Source organism: Streptomyces flavofungini, from assembly GCF_041028215.1.
Taxonomy (GTDB): Bacteria; Actinomycetota; Actinomycetes; order Streptomycetales; family Streptomycetaceae; genus Streptomyces; species Streptomyces flavofungini_B.
Genome location: NZ_JASKYR010000028.1, coordinates 1 through 14,334, shown reverse-complemented (window position 1 = coordinate 14,334; position 14,334 = coordinate 1). Strand labels below are relative to the sequence as shown.

Below are 14,334 nucleotides of genomic sequence, written 5' to 3'. Positions count from 1 at the left end.
CCGCGCCGCCAGTGCTCGTGCTCCGGGTTGAGGACCCGCAGGTTGACGAACGCGGCGAGCGCGGCGTGGAGGCCGCCGTCATATACGCCCGCGAGCACGGCGACCTCCGTGTGCCGTTCACGTTCCGCGTGCCCGCCGCCGACGAGCAGGAGGCGGAAGGCGAGGGGTGGCCGGCCTCGCTCGCCGGGTTCCCGTTGGGGCAGTGGACCGCCGACGCGCGCCGGTTCTACGCCCGCGGCGGCATGGACGAGGACCGCGTCGCGCAGCTGGAGAAGCTCGGCATGATCTGGTCGCACTACGACGTCGCGTGGGAGGAGGGCCTCGCGGCCGCGCGCGGGTGGGCGGCCGAACACGGGCACCTTCTGGCCCCGCTGGACGCCACCTTCCAGGGCGCGAAGGTGGGCATCTTCCTGAAGAACGCGCGGGCCGCCGCCCGCAAGGCGCAGGAGATCGAGCAGCGGCGTGCCGAGGGATTGCCGGTTCAGTCGTCGGCCGGGGCGCTGTCGGACGAGCGGCGCGAGCAGCTGGAGGAGATCGACGCTTCCTGGTGCCCGTCGTGGCCGGTGACGTGGCAGCGGTGCTTCCACCTGGTCCGGATGCATCTGGACGCCGGTGAGGCGCTGCCCACCGAGGCGGGTGACGTCGTGTGCCAGGGCGAGGATCTCGGGCGGTGGGTGCAGTCGGTGCGACTCGGCTGGGACCAGCTCACGAGCGTGCAGCAGTGGATGTGCGAGCAGATCCTCGGGATCGAGCCCGCCAGCGAGGACGAGAAGCCTAAGCGCCGTACGCAGGCCGACAAGTGGGCCATGCACTACCAGGCCGCCAAGCAGTTTTACGAGCGCGAGGGGCACCTCCAGGTCCCCAGGAAACACGTCGAACGAATCGCCGTCGGCGAGGGCCAGGAAGAGCGGGAACACAAGCTGGGCGCCTGGATCGGCAATCAGCGGAGCAGGTCCGCGGCACTGACGCCGGAGCGGATGGAGCAGCTGTCCGCGATCGGCATGCGGTGGTCCTGATGGTGGGCGTCCTCGCCACCGCGGCCGCCGCGCCTCGCGGCCGGCTACCTGCCCGGGCGGCTGCGCCCGTGGCAGCGGCTGGGCGACTGGACGGCCGATCAGGTCCGCTTCACCGGGATGTTGGTCCGAGGCGGCTTCGGCCGCCAGGTCTTCGTCGTCCTGGTCCACGCCGTCACCGCGCCGCGCACCAGCTGGCGCATCATGCGCACCCAGGAACGCGAGGGGTACATCGAGCGCCTGGGGACGTTCGTGGAGGAGCACCGTGCCCGTCTGGAGGAGCTGCTGCGCGCGTACGGGCCGGGAAGCAGGTCCGCAGAGTTCGGCCGGTACGCGCTGATCGGGCAGCCCGAGACCCTGGTCCTCTTGGAGCGGATGGAGACCGCGCCGTTCCTCCTGCGCAGCCGATGGGACGAGGCGTTCGAAGCCGTCCTGCTGGCCGACCTCGAGTTCGATTGGGAGCCGCGCGTACGCGTCAGCCGATAAGCCTTCGTAGGCCAGACAGCGACGGGCCGCACGGAAGTCTCCGCGCGGTCCGTCGCTGTACGTGAGTCCGGTTGCATCGCCGTGCCGGTTCCAGCGACGTCTGCCGTACTCGCAGGGCGAGCGGCGCTGCAGGGCCGGGGGCCTCGGGAGCCTCTACTCTTCGAGGTTGTCGAAGAGCTGGTCTCGTTTGATGCCGATCTGGCTGATGAAGAGACCCAGCAAGAGTGCCCCCTCCAGGCCGGCGAGCAGAGAGAACAGCCGGTCCCTCTCCTCCTGTGTGCCAGCGTCGTCGTGCTTGAACTTCTGGAGGCTGGTGCGGGTGGCCACGATCACGCGGGCCAGAACGTCGTGGATAAGGCTCGGTCCTTGGCCGATGTCGTGCTCGTGGGCTTCACGTGCCGTGGGACCGCCGCGGTAGACGAAGCACAGGGCCTCCGCCCGCTTGTTCGGCAGGACGACGTCGTCCTTCTCGAAGGTCAGTCCGGGCTCGTCAGGCAGGTTGGCTTCGACCCAGGCCATGACTTCTTCCTTGCTGAACGCCTCCCGCATGATCCGGTCGATCAGCTCGATCAGCGAGTTGGCCGCCTGCGAGATGCCGTCCTCGGAGTGCGTCAGGGCGTCCTTGGCCCCTCGGATCTTCCTGATGAGCTGGGAGTTTTCACGCTCAAGCCTCTTCGCCGAGGCATCGGCCACCCGGTGCCGGATGATGGAGACGATCTCCGTCATGTCGTCGGGCCGCCAGCCGACGAGGTCGTCGGCGGTGGCGGCGGTGAGCTGCATGGGGAGTGTGGAGATGACCTTCTTACCGAACGCCTCGTCCGCCAAGATGAGCATCTGCACGATCTCAAGGCCGATGATGTCGGTCTTCGACACGGCCTTTCGCTGGTTCTCCGTCATGTTGTTGACAGCGTCGCTCCACGCCACGGCGAACGGCATCAGTCCGCGGAGTCCGCGTCGCACGGCCAGAGCTACGATCGCGCCGTCCTCTTTCACCGCGTCCGCGAGTCGTCTGAAGTCACCGGCTCCGAGCAGACGAAGCGCGAAGGCACGGTAACTCACACCCCTGAAAGAGTTCAGCCAGGATATCGCCATATCCTTGTTCTGGATTCGCTCCAGAATGTGGTCGAGCCCCGTCTCTACGTCGGAAAGATCGAACTCCTCGAAGGTGGACTCCACCCGGTCCTGCCAGGGCTGGCCGCTGCCGGTGTCCATGAGAGCTCGGCACATCGAGATCAGCAGGTCTGCACCGATGACTGCCGCGTCGTCGAAGTGCAGGGCCGTACGGACGTCGGGGTCAAGCTGGCGGAGAAACTCCGCGGTCCGCGATCGACGCGTACCAACAGCCGCAGGGTCCTGCATGCTCGCCTCGCTTCACCCACGTGCAATTGATTACCGATCAACTTACTCCGCTGCAACGGAATGCATCACTGTTTTTCCGTGCCACCCACGCCGTCGGGCCATTGGCCATATGCGCGGCTCGCCACAAGCGCCTGGCGAAGCCTCAGGGTGTGTCGCCAGACCAGTCCCAGCGCTTCCGCTCACCGGGCCGCGAGTCGTACAGGGCGCGGCCGCAGGCGCCGAACTGTCCGAGCTCGGTCATCAGCGCGACGCCGGTCTGGATCTCGTCAGCCGGTGATGTCGAGCAGCAGGCCGTCGAGCGGACCGCCGACAAGTTCGGCGTACGTCCGCCAGGCTTGGGCCGGGACGCGGGTGGTCGTGGTCCTCCCCGTAGATCCGGCCGCGCCGCAACTCCTCCTTCCTGTCCATGAGTCTTAGCCTCCCAGCCACCACCGACAGCCGGGGCGTAGTCGTCGGGCCTCCGGCGAGTACTACGACGGGCCTGCCCCGCCCGCCGCGTCCCAGCCGTCCAGGAAGTCGGCAAGGGCACCGCGTTGCGTTTTCTCGCGGGCGACCTGCCGGGCGAGAACTTCGCGGTCGACGTACGGGGCGACGGCGGCGAGGACCAGGCGCTGGAGTTCGTCGGGTTCGAGGGCTTCGATTTCTCACTGCAAGGGGTGGTTGATGTCGAAGCCGTAGCGATGGGCGAGGGCCGGCCACCTCGGGTCATGGCGCTTGCTCTCGGTCGCCGGCAGGGCGTACCGCTGGACCTGTTCGTGGGTGAGCAGGACGCGGGTGCCCCGGCTCCAGCATCCCGTGCGCTCCACCCAGTCCCGTTCGACATCCTCACCTGAGCAGTCGAAATCGCCGACGATTCTCTGGGGCACCGCGAGCGTGCGGTTCGCATTCACACAGCTCAGAAGCGGTCGGAATGACCTTAATGCGCGCAACAGGTGTGGTGCACGGACACGCCGCGCGGGTCGCCTGCCTCGTCGTACAGGGGCCCCAACGGCTGGCTCGTTGATCACTCAGCTCGGCAGGTAAGGACTGTCTGCCCCGCCAAGACGGGGCAGACAGGTGGGCTGTCAGGTGGTCTTGTCGCCCTGGCCGGTGAGCTGGGTGATGGTGAAGTGGACGAACTCAGCGGGACGCACGGGCGCGACGCCGATGTCGCAGACGACCTTGCCGTCCTCCTTGGTCTTGGATGTGTTGTTGGTGTCGTCGCAGATCACGTAGAACGCCTCGTCCGGGGTGCGTCCCACGAGGGCGCCCTGTCGCCACTGGTCGGTGAGGAACGAGGTGACGGAGTGCCGCAGGGTCGCCCACAGCCGGTCGTCGTTGGGCTCGAAAACCGCCCAGCTCGTGGACTGGTGGACGGAGTCGGAGAGGTAGGAGACCAGGCGGCGGACGTTGAGGTATTTCCAGTCGCGGGTGGTCGACCTGGTGCGGGCGCCCCACACGAGCAGGCCCCTGTCCGGGAAGACCCGCAGGCAGTTGACGCCCTTCGCGTTCAGCTCACCGTGTTGGTCGTCCGTCAGGGCGGTGTCGATCTTCAGCGCGCCGCGGAGGGCCTGGTTGGCAGGGGCCTTGTGGAGGCCGCGTTCGGCGTCGGTGCGGGCCCAGACTCCCGCCACGTGGCCGCACGGCGGCACAGTGCGCTCGACGGCGTCGACGCCCGGGACCGTGATCCACGGGTAGTACAGGGTGGTGAAGGCCGCTTCGTCGGAGTCGGGTGAGGCGAGCGTGTCGGCGAAGGCGCCCGCCTGTGCCGGGCTCAGGGCGGGCGGCGGGTCGAGGATCGCCAGCCGGTTGCGCTGCTCGGTGCAGTGCTTTACGACTTCGGCCATCCTGCTGGCGCCAGCTGCGTAGTCGGGCGCGGGCACCTCCTTCTTGGCGGAGGCGTCCGTGGTCATGTCCCAGAGGCTGGGCACGGCGACCATGGTCACCTCGGGAACGCTCTCCAGACCAGCGAGGCCGGTGCGGGTGTCCGTGTCCCCCTTGAGGTCCTGGGGCGAGACGGCGTTCTGCGGGCTGGTGAAGCCCACCACGTAGCAGGTGCTCCCGCCGTTGGCGAAGAACCCGTGGACCGCTTCGGCCAGGGGAAGGCACCGCTGCAGCGTGTGCGTGGTGGCCGTGTCGGTCGCGTCTGCGAGGTCCTTGGCGATTCCCGCGGTGCTGTAGCGGGCGGCGAACTCCTGCCAGCTGCCGATCTTCTGCGGGACGGCACGCTCAGCTTCGGTGAACGGCTTGGGGACCGCGTCCCGGGCATCGTTGACGGATGCCTTCGTGTAGCCGAGGAACGCCGGGACCGACGTGCTCGCCCCCATGATCACGCGTACTCCACTGGAGCGTTCGTTCACGAACACTCCCGGCGGGTTCTGGCTGGGCATTGATGCTCCTTGCGGTGAGAGGGCCGCTGCTTGTGCAAGCGGCGAAGCCGTACCCACCCCAGCGCAGTACGCCGCCTCGCACTCCTTTAAGGGGGCAAACCACATCTTTGGGTGAAGGCTTCCAAAGACATCCGGTGGCTGGGGAAGGAAGAGCTCGGGGACGGCTTGGACAGCTGATCGAGCAGCAGGTGCACGTCGAGCACAGCACCTGCGCTTTTCAATGCCGGTGGGCCGGGGCGCGATTGAGCTGGGCCATGAGTTCGCGGACGGTCGAGCGGGCGGCGTTCAGCTCGTCGCCCTGGTCCTGGAGCTTGAGTTCTAGGTCGACCACCTGCTGTTCGAGAGTGGTGATCTTGGCCTTGATCTGCTCGGTGTCGTCCGGGCCGCCGATGCCGACCTCGCGCCAGACCTGCTCGCCCAACACCTCACCGAGGCGGGCTTCGAGGCTGCGGACCTGGGCAGCGAGGCGGGCGGATCGGGCGTCCGCCGCCAGGAGGTCGGCCTGCAGAGAGGCCCGGCTGACCATGGGTCCACGACCGCCCGGGACGGCTGGCGGCACGGCGGCCTGGGCGTGGACCTGGCCGAGGAGGTCGCGATGGCGGTAGAGGAAGGTGCGGTCGACGCTGGCCCGGCGGGCGATCGCGGTAACGCTGATCTCGGTGCCCTCCTTGGTCGCGGCGGCCAGGGCGGCCTGGACGCGCTGGCGGCGCCGGCCGGTGTCGGCGCGGCGGCCTTCGGCCATGGCCTGGACGCTTGGCTCGGGTGCGGTCATGCGGGTCGCTCCGGTCTCAGGTCGGGCAGGGGCTGGCGGATGCGAGGCATGCCGAGGAAGCCCTGGCGGGTCTTGCGGACGATGGCGGCGGCCTGCTGGATCTGGTCGCGTTCGTCGTCGGTGAGCTGGTCGACGTCCTCGGTGACGCGTTGAATCAGCCGACGCACCCGGCGGATCTCCTCGTCGGACGGGGCGGCCTCGGCGCGGGCCCAGGCGTCGGCCTCGGGCATCGCGAGCAGCTTCTCCCGGGTGCGGAGCAGGTCGTCGAGGTAGGAGCGGAGTTCGGGGAGGTAGGAGACGTCGGTGGAGAAGTGGTCGCAGCCCACGCAGCGGAATCGCAGCGGGCACGCTCCACCGCCGGCGGCGACGTTGGTCGGTTCGGAGCAGGTCCCGAAGGGGACGACGACCGAGCCGATCGCGCGGCGGGTGCGTTCGGTGTCCAGGAAACTGGTCACCGCGCCCCAGACGCGCTCGCCGTGGCGGTTGAACTGCATCTGGGTGACCTTGTCGACAGCTTCGCGGAGCCGGACCTGCTTGACCCGGTAGTAGTTGCGGGTGGACTCGTACGAGTCGTGATCGAGGAGTTCGGCCAGGACATCGAGCGGGACGCCGTTGTCCGCGTGGCGCTGGGCGTAGGAGTGCCGGTAGGCGTAGGGGAAAACCTTCTCCTTGTCGAAGACGGTGCCGTCGTCGAGGTGGAGCTCAGGCATCGCCTCGACCCACTCCCGGTGCGGGGCGCTGAGGTAGTTGGAGTCGTAGGACTTGGTGCCGTGCAGGTTCAGTTGCCCGGACGGCAGCAGCACCAGCTTCGACGCGGGCCGGCCGGGGAAGCGGGAGCGGACCCTGTCCTGCTGGGTGCGGATCAGCGCGGCGGTCGTCTCGTGGACGGGCAGCTCGCGCCCGATCCGCTCTTCCTTCCAGTTGCTGTAGAGCAGGACGGGCTTGCCCTGGCCGTCGCGGGTCAGGCAGTCGAGGTCCAGGCAGCAGATCTCGTCGGGGCGCCGGCCGGTGTCGATGAGGATCTCGACAGCGACGCGCAGTTCACGGCAGCACATCGACTCGAACAGGTCGAGGTGGGAGCACAGCTGGCGCAGGATCTCCGGGGGCAGGTCCTGCCCCTCCTGGGAGGGCTCGGCGGCCTTGGGCACGTCGTGGCGGGTGATGACGAAGTCGTCCGGCAGGCCGGCCATCGGAGCGCCGGGGCGGGTCAGGCCCATCGCGCGGGCCTCCCTCAGCGCGTTGCGGGCCTTCTGGATGTAGTGGCGGCGGGTGTTCAGCGTGAAGTGCCCGTTGGCCTGGAGGAACGACATCCGGTTCAGGTAGTTCTCGATGTCCGCGCGCGACAGCGCGGCCAGGTCGAGGCCGCGGTCCGGCCGCGCGCGCAGGCTCTGCGAGAGCTTGGCCAGGCCGTGCAGGTACTGCTGGGCGTGCGAGCTGGTGCTGCGGGAGCGGACGCGGGTGAGGTAGTCGCGGGCCCACCGCTTCGCGGCCTCCAGCAGCCAGGGCTGGGACAGCTCGGTGAAGACCAGCGAGCCGCGGTGGCCGAACGGCGCCAGGTCCCAGGTGTCCTTCGCGTACTCGGTCTCCGGGGTCTTCAGCACCCGGGCGACGAAGGCGCGGGTGCGGTTCAGCAGTACCACGGCCGTCTCGTTGGCCTTGGGGCGCGGGACGTCCTCCAGTCGGCTCGCGCCGCTGGGGCGGACGGTCCGGTCGATCAACGCGCGCACCGAGCCCGCCTCGGTCTTCGCGTGCTTCATGCTGCGCTGGTAGATCCCAAACAGCAGCTGGGCGGCGACCAGGTCGGGCAGGCCGCGGAAGCTCACCTCCGTGCCCTGCGAGGCGGCGTCGTTGGTCCGCAGCCATTCCTGCTCGTCCACGACCACCCCGTGCCGGCGCAGGCGGACCATCCGCCGGTGGTGCGTCTCGCACAACCGCAGACCCACCGGGCTGGCCGCCTCCCGGGTGCAGGCCAGTACTCCGCAGTCGCCCAGACCGGACAGCGGCTCGACAGCTAGGTCGGCCAGGAACTCCTCCAGCGTGCCGCCGCAGACCTGGAGCCGGTACCAGTGGGCCCGGCAGATCCGCTGCTTGCCGTTGTTGATCCGGGGCCGCCCGCACCCGGTCACCGAGCATGGGTACGCACCGCGGGCCCGGGCTGTGCGCGGGACCAGGACGAACTCCTCGTAGGGCAGCCCGGAGTCACGGTGCAGGTGCTGGCACGTCGCGCACAGTTTCAGCCCCTTCACTGGCGACGTGCAGCCCGGCACCGGGCAGGACCGTGATCCCATGGTCGGGTGGCCGACCGGCGGGGTCAGCACCCGCCGTACCGGATCCCAGCCGACGCCGGTCAGGTAGTCGCCGGGGATCAACGACCACATGAACGCGGCGAGCTCCTCGTCCGGGGCGTCGGCGGACGGCGGCGTCGCCGGCCAGGCAAGAGCCTCGGTCACCGCAGGCCCCCCAGCTCTCGCGGGGACGGTACGGCCTCGACCGCGGACCGCAGCCGGTCCGGCGCCGGTGTCAGGTACGGCTCGCTGCTGGCCAGGCGGGCGTGGTCGAGCAGGACGGAGATCTCGTCCAGGCCAGCCCCGGCGTCGCCGAGGTTGCTGCCCGCCGCGCGCCGCAGCATCCGCGGCGTGACGCTCCGGTCCAGCCCGGCCCGCTTCGACAGCCGGCCCAGCAACTCGGTGATCGCGTCGGCCGTCATCGGGGCGCCGAGCGGAGCGGCGAACAGGTTCACCAGCACGAAGTCGCTCGCCGGGCCGTGCGGCAACGCCATCCGCTCCAGCACGTACTGGTCATAGGCGTGCACCACCAGGTGGTCCACCGGCTTCCACCGCCCCGGTGCCGCCATGGTCTGCCGCTTCGCCCAAGCGCCATTGGGGTTGTCCCTCCGCAGAGTGTGCAGATGAGAGCCCTGCTTCTGGCAGCCCAACGCCGACGAGTCCGGCATGAAGTGCATGTCCTCGCGCCGCAGGCCGGCCGCGCCTCCCGGACGCAACCCGGCCCGGCCCAGCAGCAGCACGATGAACCGATCCCGTGCACTGCGGGCAGCCAGGAACAGCGCCACGATCTCCCGGTCGGTGGCCCGCTCACCCTTCTTACGCGGGACCGTCACCCGGTGGCGGGGCCGCATCCGATACCCGGTCGTCCCCTCCCCGCGCGCCTCGATCGGCAACTCCCAATCCTCTGCCACTTCGTAGAGCTGGGCCATCACGGCCGACGGCACCGTCTTCGTGGTGATGCCGTGGAGCAGGAACTGGCGCACCCCGGTCACCACGTTCTGGATCCGGGCCGGCTGCCGGGCAGGCTCCGCGTCCGGCCCCGCCAGCACCAGCCCCGGCCCGGTAGGCCGGTCGACGCCGGTCACCTCCTTCGTGCCGAACTTCAGCCAGACCAGGAACAGCCCGAACTCCTCCGCCGCCACCCGCCATTCCCGGCCGGTCCGCGCACACCAGCGCAGATACAGCGCGACGTGCCCGGCGTAGGTCCGGGTCGTCAGTTCTTCCTGGTCCCGGCCGAACCGAACGTGCCGTAGGAAGGCGTCCGCGTCCGGCATCACCGCGTAGTTGTCGTCGACCACCGTCCAGTACCGGACGCCGGACGGCAGCCTTACAGGAAAGGCCCTCAAGGGTCTCCTCCGATCTCATCTGCAACATGCCGCAACGATCACGACAGCCCCAGAGATGCGGAAGAAAACCCCAGGTCACCCGATGCAGTGCATCGTCACACCACACTCGTGGACGCCCGGGAGAACGACGACCAGGAGCACGGCGTCGCGCGGGTCGGCGGTGACGCGGTCGTGGACGACGTCGGCGTACGACTGCGAGCCGAAGCCGCGGACCACCAAGACCGGAATGCCCGCCGCAGCGAGCCAGCCGGTCAGCTGCTGGCGCAGGGCGTCCTTCTCCGCCGCGACGTACAGCGCGTGCTCCTGGCCCTCGGTGCGGTCCAGCCGGAACCAGCCGGGCATCCCCGCCACGAACGAGTCGGCGCCCGGCCAGGCGGGCGGGACGTGGATCTCCCGGACCGTATCGATCAGGCCGGGGAACCGTCCCTCGCGGCGGGCGCGAGCGAGCTGCGCGGACAGCCGCCGGTACATCGGAGCGGTGTGCGGCAGTGCGCCCTCGGAGACCAGGCGGTACATCACCTGGCGCAGAGTGACGCCGCCCTCGTAGCTCTCCACGATCTCCCGGGCCCGGTCCACCACGGCCGGCCACCGGATCCGTTCCGACGCCATACCGGTACTTGTACCCATCACCGCCGCCGTGGCGTGCCGGGTGCCGGGTGCCGGGTGCCGGGCAGTGTCTCCGTACGAGGGCGTGCCCAGCGACGTCCTACTCCGGGCCGGGGTCGCGCAGCGGGTTGCGGTGACCGTAGTCCCAGCACTTCACGGTCTCCGGGAGCCGCTCGTAGCGCGTGCCGGGGACGCCGAAGGAGCCGTCGATGCGGAATCCGCCGCACCCCCGGCAGGGGGTGGCGTGGAAGGGCTTGTCGCAGCGGAGGCAGGTGTCTTCCGCGCTGGTCTGGTCGAGGCGGGTAACTCGGGTGTCTGCGCTGCCATATCGCACGCAGAACGCTTCCTGGGTCTTCATGGTTCTGGTGCACAGCAAATTCACGGCATCGTTTCCCCCGCTCCGATCCGAGGCGCAGCCCGCGGGCGCGGGTCGCAGGCCGGGCCCCGGGAAACGGTGGTCCCTCGGGGCCCGTGGTGCGCCGGTTCAGGTCCGCCGGCGGAACCAGCCGCCGCGGCCCCAGTCCGGCTCGGGTCCGCCCCCAGGCTTCGGCAGCGCGGCGGCCTCAAGGCGGGCGGTTTCGGCGTCAGCCTCCTGGCGGGCGACGTCGTCGGCGCGCACAGACCGCACACCGACCTGTCCCCGGCCCGGACGGCGGTCCGTCCCGCACCGGTGGCGCGGGAACTTCGATGTCCGTTCCGGCCTGCGGGGCCCGGTGGCGGTCCGGGCCCCGCAGCTGGAGGTCAGTTGGTGCCGAGGGTCGCGGGCCGGGCATCGAGCGCCGTGCGCAGGCGCTCCGCGACCGTCCGGGACCGCCAGCCGAAGGCCGGGCCCTTCATCTCCTCCAGGGGCAGTTTCCTGTGCTGGTCGGGCCACAGAGGAGCGGATGTCCAGCCCAAGGGGTGCAGCCCGGCCCGGTCCATGTCCCGGTCGACGCCTGCCAGGTAGTCCTTGTCGACGGGCAGTTCGCCGTTGACCTGCCAGATCACTCCGTCCAGGTGGATGGGCAGGTGGGGGAAGCCGAAGAAGAAGCCGAGGCAGCGTTCGCGCAGCACTGCGGCGCTCTGCTCGGGACTCAGGGGCACGCCCTTCTCCTCTTGGGCGGGCCCCGGGAGTGCGGTCCTGCAGTCGGTGTGGGGGAAGACGTCGATCTCCCCGAGGACCACGTGCGCGGTGGCGTTCTCCCGGTCGGGGTAGCTCCATCCGGTCTTCGGCAGCAGGACGATCACGTCGTAGGCGTCGCGGGCGCCGGCCAGCGCCAAGGCGAGGGGGCTGCGGTCCGTGCGGGGAAGGCCGCGGTCGCTCTCTCCTGAGGGGTGGCGTACTTCCCACATGCAGGTGTGGTGGGCCAAGAGGCCGGGACCGTCCGGCGCGGCCCACAGCGTGCTGGTGACCGGCTCCGGCGGAGCAGCCGGCTCGGTCGCCTTCTTGCGACGACGGGACCCGCGCTCGAACGCGCCGCGCATGGCCATACGCCAGTAGTTCTCGGTCTCCTCGAGGAGCAGGACCCGCTGCCCGCTGTGTGCCCAGGCGGCCGTGATGCCGCCGACCAGGCGGTAGAGGTTGCCCGAGCGCTCCGCCAGGAACCGCAGGACGTGCGGCGGGCGTGGCATCGCTGCGCTGGTCTGCGCACGGCGCAGCGCCTGGGTGTACTTCTCCCCGGTGCGGCTCGCCCGACGAGCGGTCTGCGCGGCGGTGGACTGGTTCTTCGGCATGACGTACTCCTTGGCCGGACCGGGCCACGCCCCCGGGGCCGACTCGTACGACTGCCGTAGAGCACGACGGATCGCAGAACGGTTGGGAGCGGGCCCCTGAGGACCTTGACCTCCGCACCCCGGTGGCGTGGCTCCAGGGGCGGGCGGTGATCGGCAGTACGCACTAGCCGGGCAGGATGCTAACCGGGCCGACGGCAGCGGCCGAAGCCATGTGCCGCTGATTCCCTCGAACGAGCGAGGATCACGGGTAGCCGATCCGAGGCGCTGCCAGCGAGCGCAGGCCCGGAGGACGCTTGTCCCCTAGGTCGTGTCCGCAAAGTCAGGGCAGCCAGAGTTTGAGGCAGGCCAGGGTGACCAGGGCCTGGTAGTGGCGGGCGCGTTTGTCGTAGCGGGTGGCCAGGGCTTTGTTGTGCTTGAGCTTGTTGAAGCAGCGCTCGACGACGTTGCGTCGCCGGTAGGCCGCCCGGTCGAGTCGGCAGAGGCTCTCGCCCCTGCGGAKGCGGCCGTTGATCTGGTCGATGCGCTCGGGAATCGCCGCCTTGATGCCGCGACGTCGCAGGTAGGTGCGGATCTTCGTGGACGAGTAGCCCTTGTCCGCCGCGACCCGCTCGGGCCTGGTTCTGGGTCTGCCGGGTCCGCACCGCTGAATGCGGATGCGGGCCATGACCTGCTCGAACTGGGTGCAGTCGTTGACGTTGCCGGCGGTGACGGTGAAGGCCAGGGGGCGGCCTTCACCGTCGCAGGCGAGGTGGATCTTTGTGGTCAGCCCGCCGCGGGACCGGCCGAGTGCCTCGCCCGGCCAGTCCCGCCCCCTTTTTTCGGGCTCCCGCGGCGTGCTGATGGGCCCGCACTGTCGTTGAGTCCACGCAGACAACGGTCCAGTCGACCCCACCGACCGCGTCCGAGTGCTGCTGGACGTGGGCCAGGAGGCGGTCCCAGGTGCCGTCGGCAGACCAGCGGCGGAAACGTGCATAGACCGTCTTCCACGGGCCATACCGCTCGGGCAGGTCCCGCCAGGCAGCCCCGGTGGACAGCTTCCACAGGATCCCGTTGACCACCTGCCGGCGATCCCGCACCGGACGACCCATCCGCGGTGGAGCCAGAAACGGCTCGATCACCGCCCACGACTCATCAGTCAGCTCATGACGACGCACCACGAACAGACCAACGACCACAGCACTTTGCGGACACGACCTAGGTCCTGCCTGACAAAGGATCTTGGACGGGTTCGCGGAGCCAGAGGATGAGTGCGGCGAGGTGGACTCCGGCCTTGTAGCGGGTGGCGAGTTTGTCGAATCGGGTGGCGGTCGCGCGGAACTGCTTGAGACGGTTGAAGCAGCGTTCGACCACGTTGCGTGCCTTGTAGAGCTCGCGGTCGAAGGCCGGCGGTCTGCCGCCGGCCTTCCCTCGCCGCAGGCGGTTGGCCTTCTGCCGGCCCGTTCTGGGATCACGGCCTGGATGCCTCGCCTGCGCAGGACCTGGCGGATCGCCCGGGACGAGTAGGCCTTGTCCGCGATGACCGCGGCGGGCCTGCGGCGGGGCCGTCCGGCACCGGTCCGGGGCACCCGCAGCTCGTCCATGACCGTGTCGAAGACGGTGGAGTCGTTGACGTTGCCGGGCGTGACGACGACGGCCAGGGGCAGGCCCCGGCCGTCGCAGGCGAGATGGACTTTCGTGGTCAGCCCGCCGCGGGACCGGCCCAGCGCCTGGCCAGCCGGCGTGCGTGCCGGATCTTCCAGTTCGTCCCCCGCCGTCGCCCCTTTTTGCGGGCGCCGGCGGCGTGCTGATGGGCCCGGTTGATCGTGGAGTCCACCGACACCGTCCACTCCACGGCTCCGACGGAGTCGTCGCGGACCTGGACCTGTTCGAGCAGACGGGTCCAGGTGCCGTCCGCTTCCCAGCGGGCGAACCGTTCATAGGTCGTCTGCCACGGCCCGTAGCGTTCCGGCAGGTCACGCCACGGGGCACCGGTCCGTCCCCGCCACAACACCCCGTTGATCACCTGCCGGTGATCGCGCCACGGCCGCCCACGACCGTCAACACCCGGCAGCAGCGGCTTTATCCGTTCCCACGCCGCATCCGTCAGCTCACCACGACCCACCACAAGATCAATTATCAGACAGGTCCTAGGTCGTGTCCGCAAAGTGCTGTGGTCGTTGGTCTGTTCGTGGTGCGTCGTCATGAGCTGACTGATGAGTCGTGGGCGGTGATCGAGCCGTTTCTGGCTCCACCGCGGATGGGTCGTCCGGTGCGGGATCGCCGGCAGGTGGTCAACGGGATCCTGTGGAAGCTGTCCACCGGGGCTGCCTGGCGGGACCTGCCCGAGCCCCCCCCCCCCCCCCCCCCCCCCCCCCCACAAGATCAATTATCAGACAGGTCCTAGGT

General features: G+C 69.8%; 12 protein-coding genes and 3 pseudogenes. 4 read left to right on the top strand and 11 right to left on the bottom strand.

Annotation, left to right across the window (positions count from 1 at the left end; genetic code table 11):
• The first annotated feature begins 11 nt into the window (after positions 1 to 11).
• Both AB8Z36_RS04010 and AB8Z36_RS04005 read left to right on the top strand, forming a co-directional pair.
• Positions 12 to 1,016 (top strand): helicase associated domain-containing protein, encoded by a 1,005-nt coding sequence (locus AB8Z36_RS04010; RefSeq protein WP_440581850.1) that lies wholly within the window; start codon positions 12 to 14, stop codon positions 1,014 to 1,016.
• A gap of 117 nt (positions 1,017 to 1,133) precedes the next feature.
• Complete coding sequence (locus AB8Z36_RS04005; protein ID WP_369211753.1) at positions 1,134 to 1,499, top strand: hypothetical protein; 366 nt, start codon at positions 1,134 to 1,136, stop codon at positions 1,497 to 1,499.
• A 153-nt stretch (positions 1,500 to 1,652) separates the two neighbouring features.
• On the opposite strand, the gene AB8Z36_RS04000 is transcribed toward AB8Z36_RS04005, so the two are convergent.
• Together AB8Z36_RS04000 and AB8Z36_RS03995 are read right to left on the bottom strand one after the other, a co-directional pair.
• Entirely contained in the window at positions 1,653 to 2,858 is a 1,206-nt protein-coding gene (locus AB8Z36_RS04000) for a hypothetical protein (protein ID WP_369211752.1), read from the bottom strand.
• A gap of 142 nt (positions 2,859 to 3,000) precedes the next feature.
• Positions 3,001 to 3,266, bottom strand: a pseudogene (locus AB8Z36_RS03995) (hypothetical protein).
• 125 nt (positions 3,267 to 3,391) lie between these two features.
• On the opposite strand from AB8Z36_RS03995, the gene AB8Z36_RS03990 reads away from it, so the two are divergent.
• Positions 3,392 to 3,691 carry a hypothetical protein gene (locus AB8Z36_RS03990; RefSeq protein ID WP_369211751.1) on the top strand — a complete coding sequence of 100 codons (300 nt, stop codon included), beginning with the start codon at positions 3,392 to 3,394 and terminating at the stop codon, positions 3,689 to 3,691.
• A gap of 231 nt (positions 3,692 to 3,922) precedes the next feature.
• On the opposite strand, the gene AB8Z36_RS03985 is transcribed toward AB8Z36_RS03990, so the two are convergent.
• From AB8Z36_RS03985 to AB8Z36_RS03945, 9 genes and pseudogenes are all read right to left on the bottom strand, one after another.
• Positions 3,923 to 5,227, bottom strand: coding sequence for a phage tail sheath family protein (locus AB8Z36_RS03985; protein ID WP_369211750.1), 1,305 nt, complete (start codon positions 5,225 to 5,227; stop codon positions 3,923 to 3,925).
• 217 nt (positions 5,228 to 5,444) lie between these two features.
• Complete coding sequence (locus AB8Z36_RS03980; RefSeq protein ID WP_369211749.1) at positions 5,445 to 5,999, bottom strand: hypothetical protein; 555 nt, start codon at positions 5,997 to 5,999, stop codon at positions 5,445 to 5,447.
• The gene (locus AB8Z36_RS03975; RefSeq protein WP_369211748.1) at positions 5,996 to 8,449 is read right to left on the bottom strand and encodes a tyrosine-type recombinase/integrase; all 2,454 of its coding nucleotides are present in this window, start codon (positions 8,447 to 8,449) and stop codon (positions 5,996 to 5,998) included. The genes AB8Z36_RS03980 and AB8Z36_RS03975 overlap by 4 nt, the downstream gene beginning before the upstream one ends.
• Positions 8,446 to 9,582, bottom strand: a complete 1,137-nt coding sequence (locus tag AB8Z36_RS03970; RefSeq protein ID WP_369211747.1) for a tyrosine-type recombinase/integrase — start codon at positions 9,580 to 9,582, stop codon at positions 8,446 to 8,448. Before AB8Z36_RS03970 ends, AB8Z36_RS03975 begins: the two co-directional genes overlap by 4 nt.
• A gap of 123 nt (positions 9,583 to 9,705) precedes the next feature.
• On the bottom strand, positions 9,706 to 10,239 hold the full coding sequence (locus AB8Z36_RS03965) for a hypothetical protein (RefSeq protein WP_369211746.1): 534 nt from the start codon (positions 10,237 to 10,239) through the stop codon (positions 9,706 to 9,708).
• Positions 10,240 to 10,336: 97 nt separating this feature from the next.
• A complete protein-coding gene (locus tag AB8Z36_RS03960) occupies positions 10,337 to 10,594 on the bottom strand; it encodes a hypothetical protein (RefSeq protein WP_369211745.1) in 258 nt (85 codons plus the stop codon).
• Positions 10,595 to 10,977: 383 nt separating this feature from the next.
• Positions 10,978 to 11,949, bottom strand: coding sequence for a hypothetical protein (locus tag AB8Z36_RS03955; protein ID WP_369211744.1), 972 nt, complete (start codon positions 11,947 to 11,949; stop codon positions 10,978 to 10,980).
• A 319-nt stretch (positions 11,950 to 12,268) separates the two neighbouring features.
• A protein-coding gene (locus tag AB8Z36_RS03950; protein WP_369211755.1) for an IS5 family transposase occupies positions 12,269 to 13,103 on the bottom strand; the annotation gives its coding sequence in 2 pieces (ribosomal slippage) (positions 12,269 to 12,760 and positions 12,762 to 13,103; 834 coding nt in all).
• A gap of 40 nt (positions 13,104 to 13,143) precedes the next feature.
• A pseudogene (locus AB8Z36_RS03945) lies at positions 13,144 to 14,053 on the bottom strand (IS5 family transposase).
• A gap of 45 nt (positions 14,054 to 14,098) precedes the next feature.
• On the opposite strand from AB8Z36_RS03945, the pseudogene AB8Z36_RS03940 reads away from it, so the two are divergent.
• Positions 14,099 to 14,275: pseudogene (locus AB8Z36_RS03940) on the top strand (transposase); the annotation flags it as partial.
• Between the last annotated feature and the right edge of the window lie 59 nt (positions 14,276 to 14,334).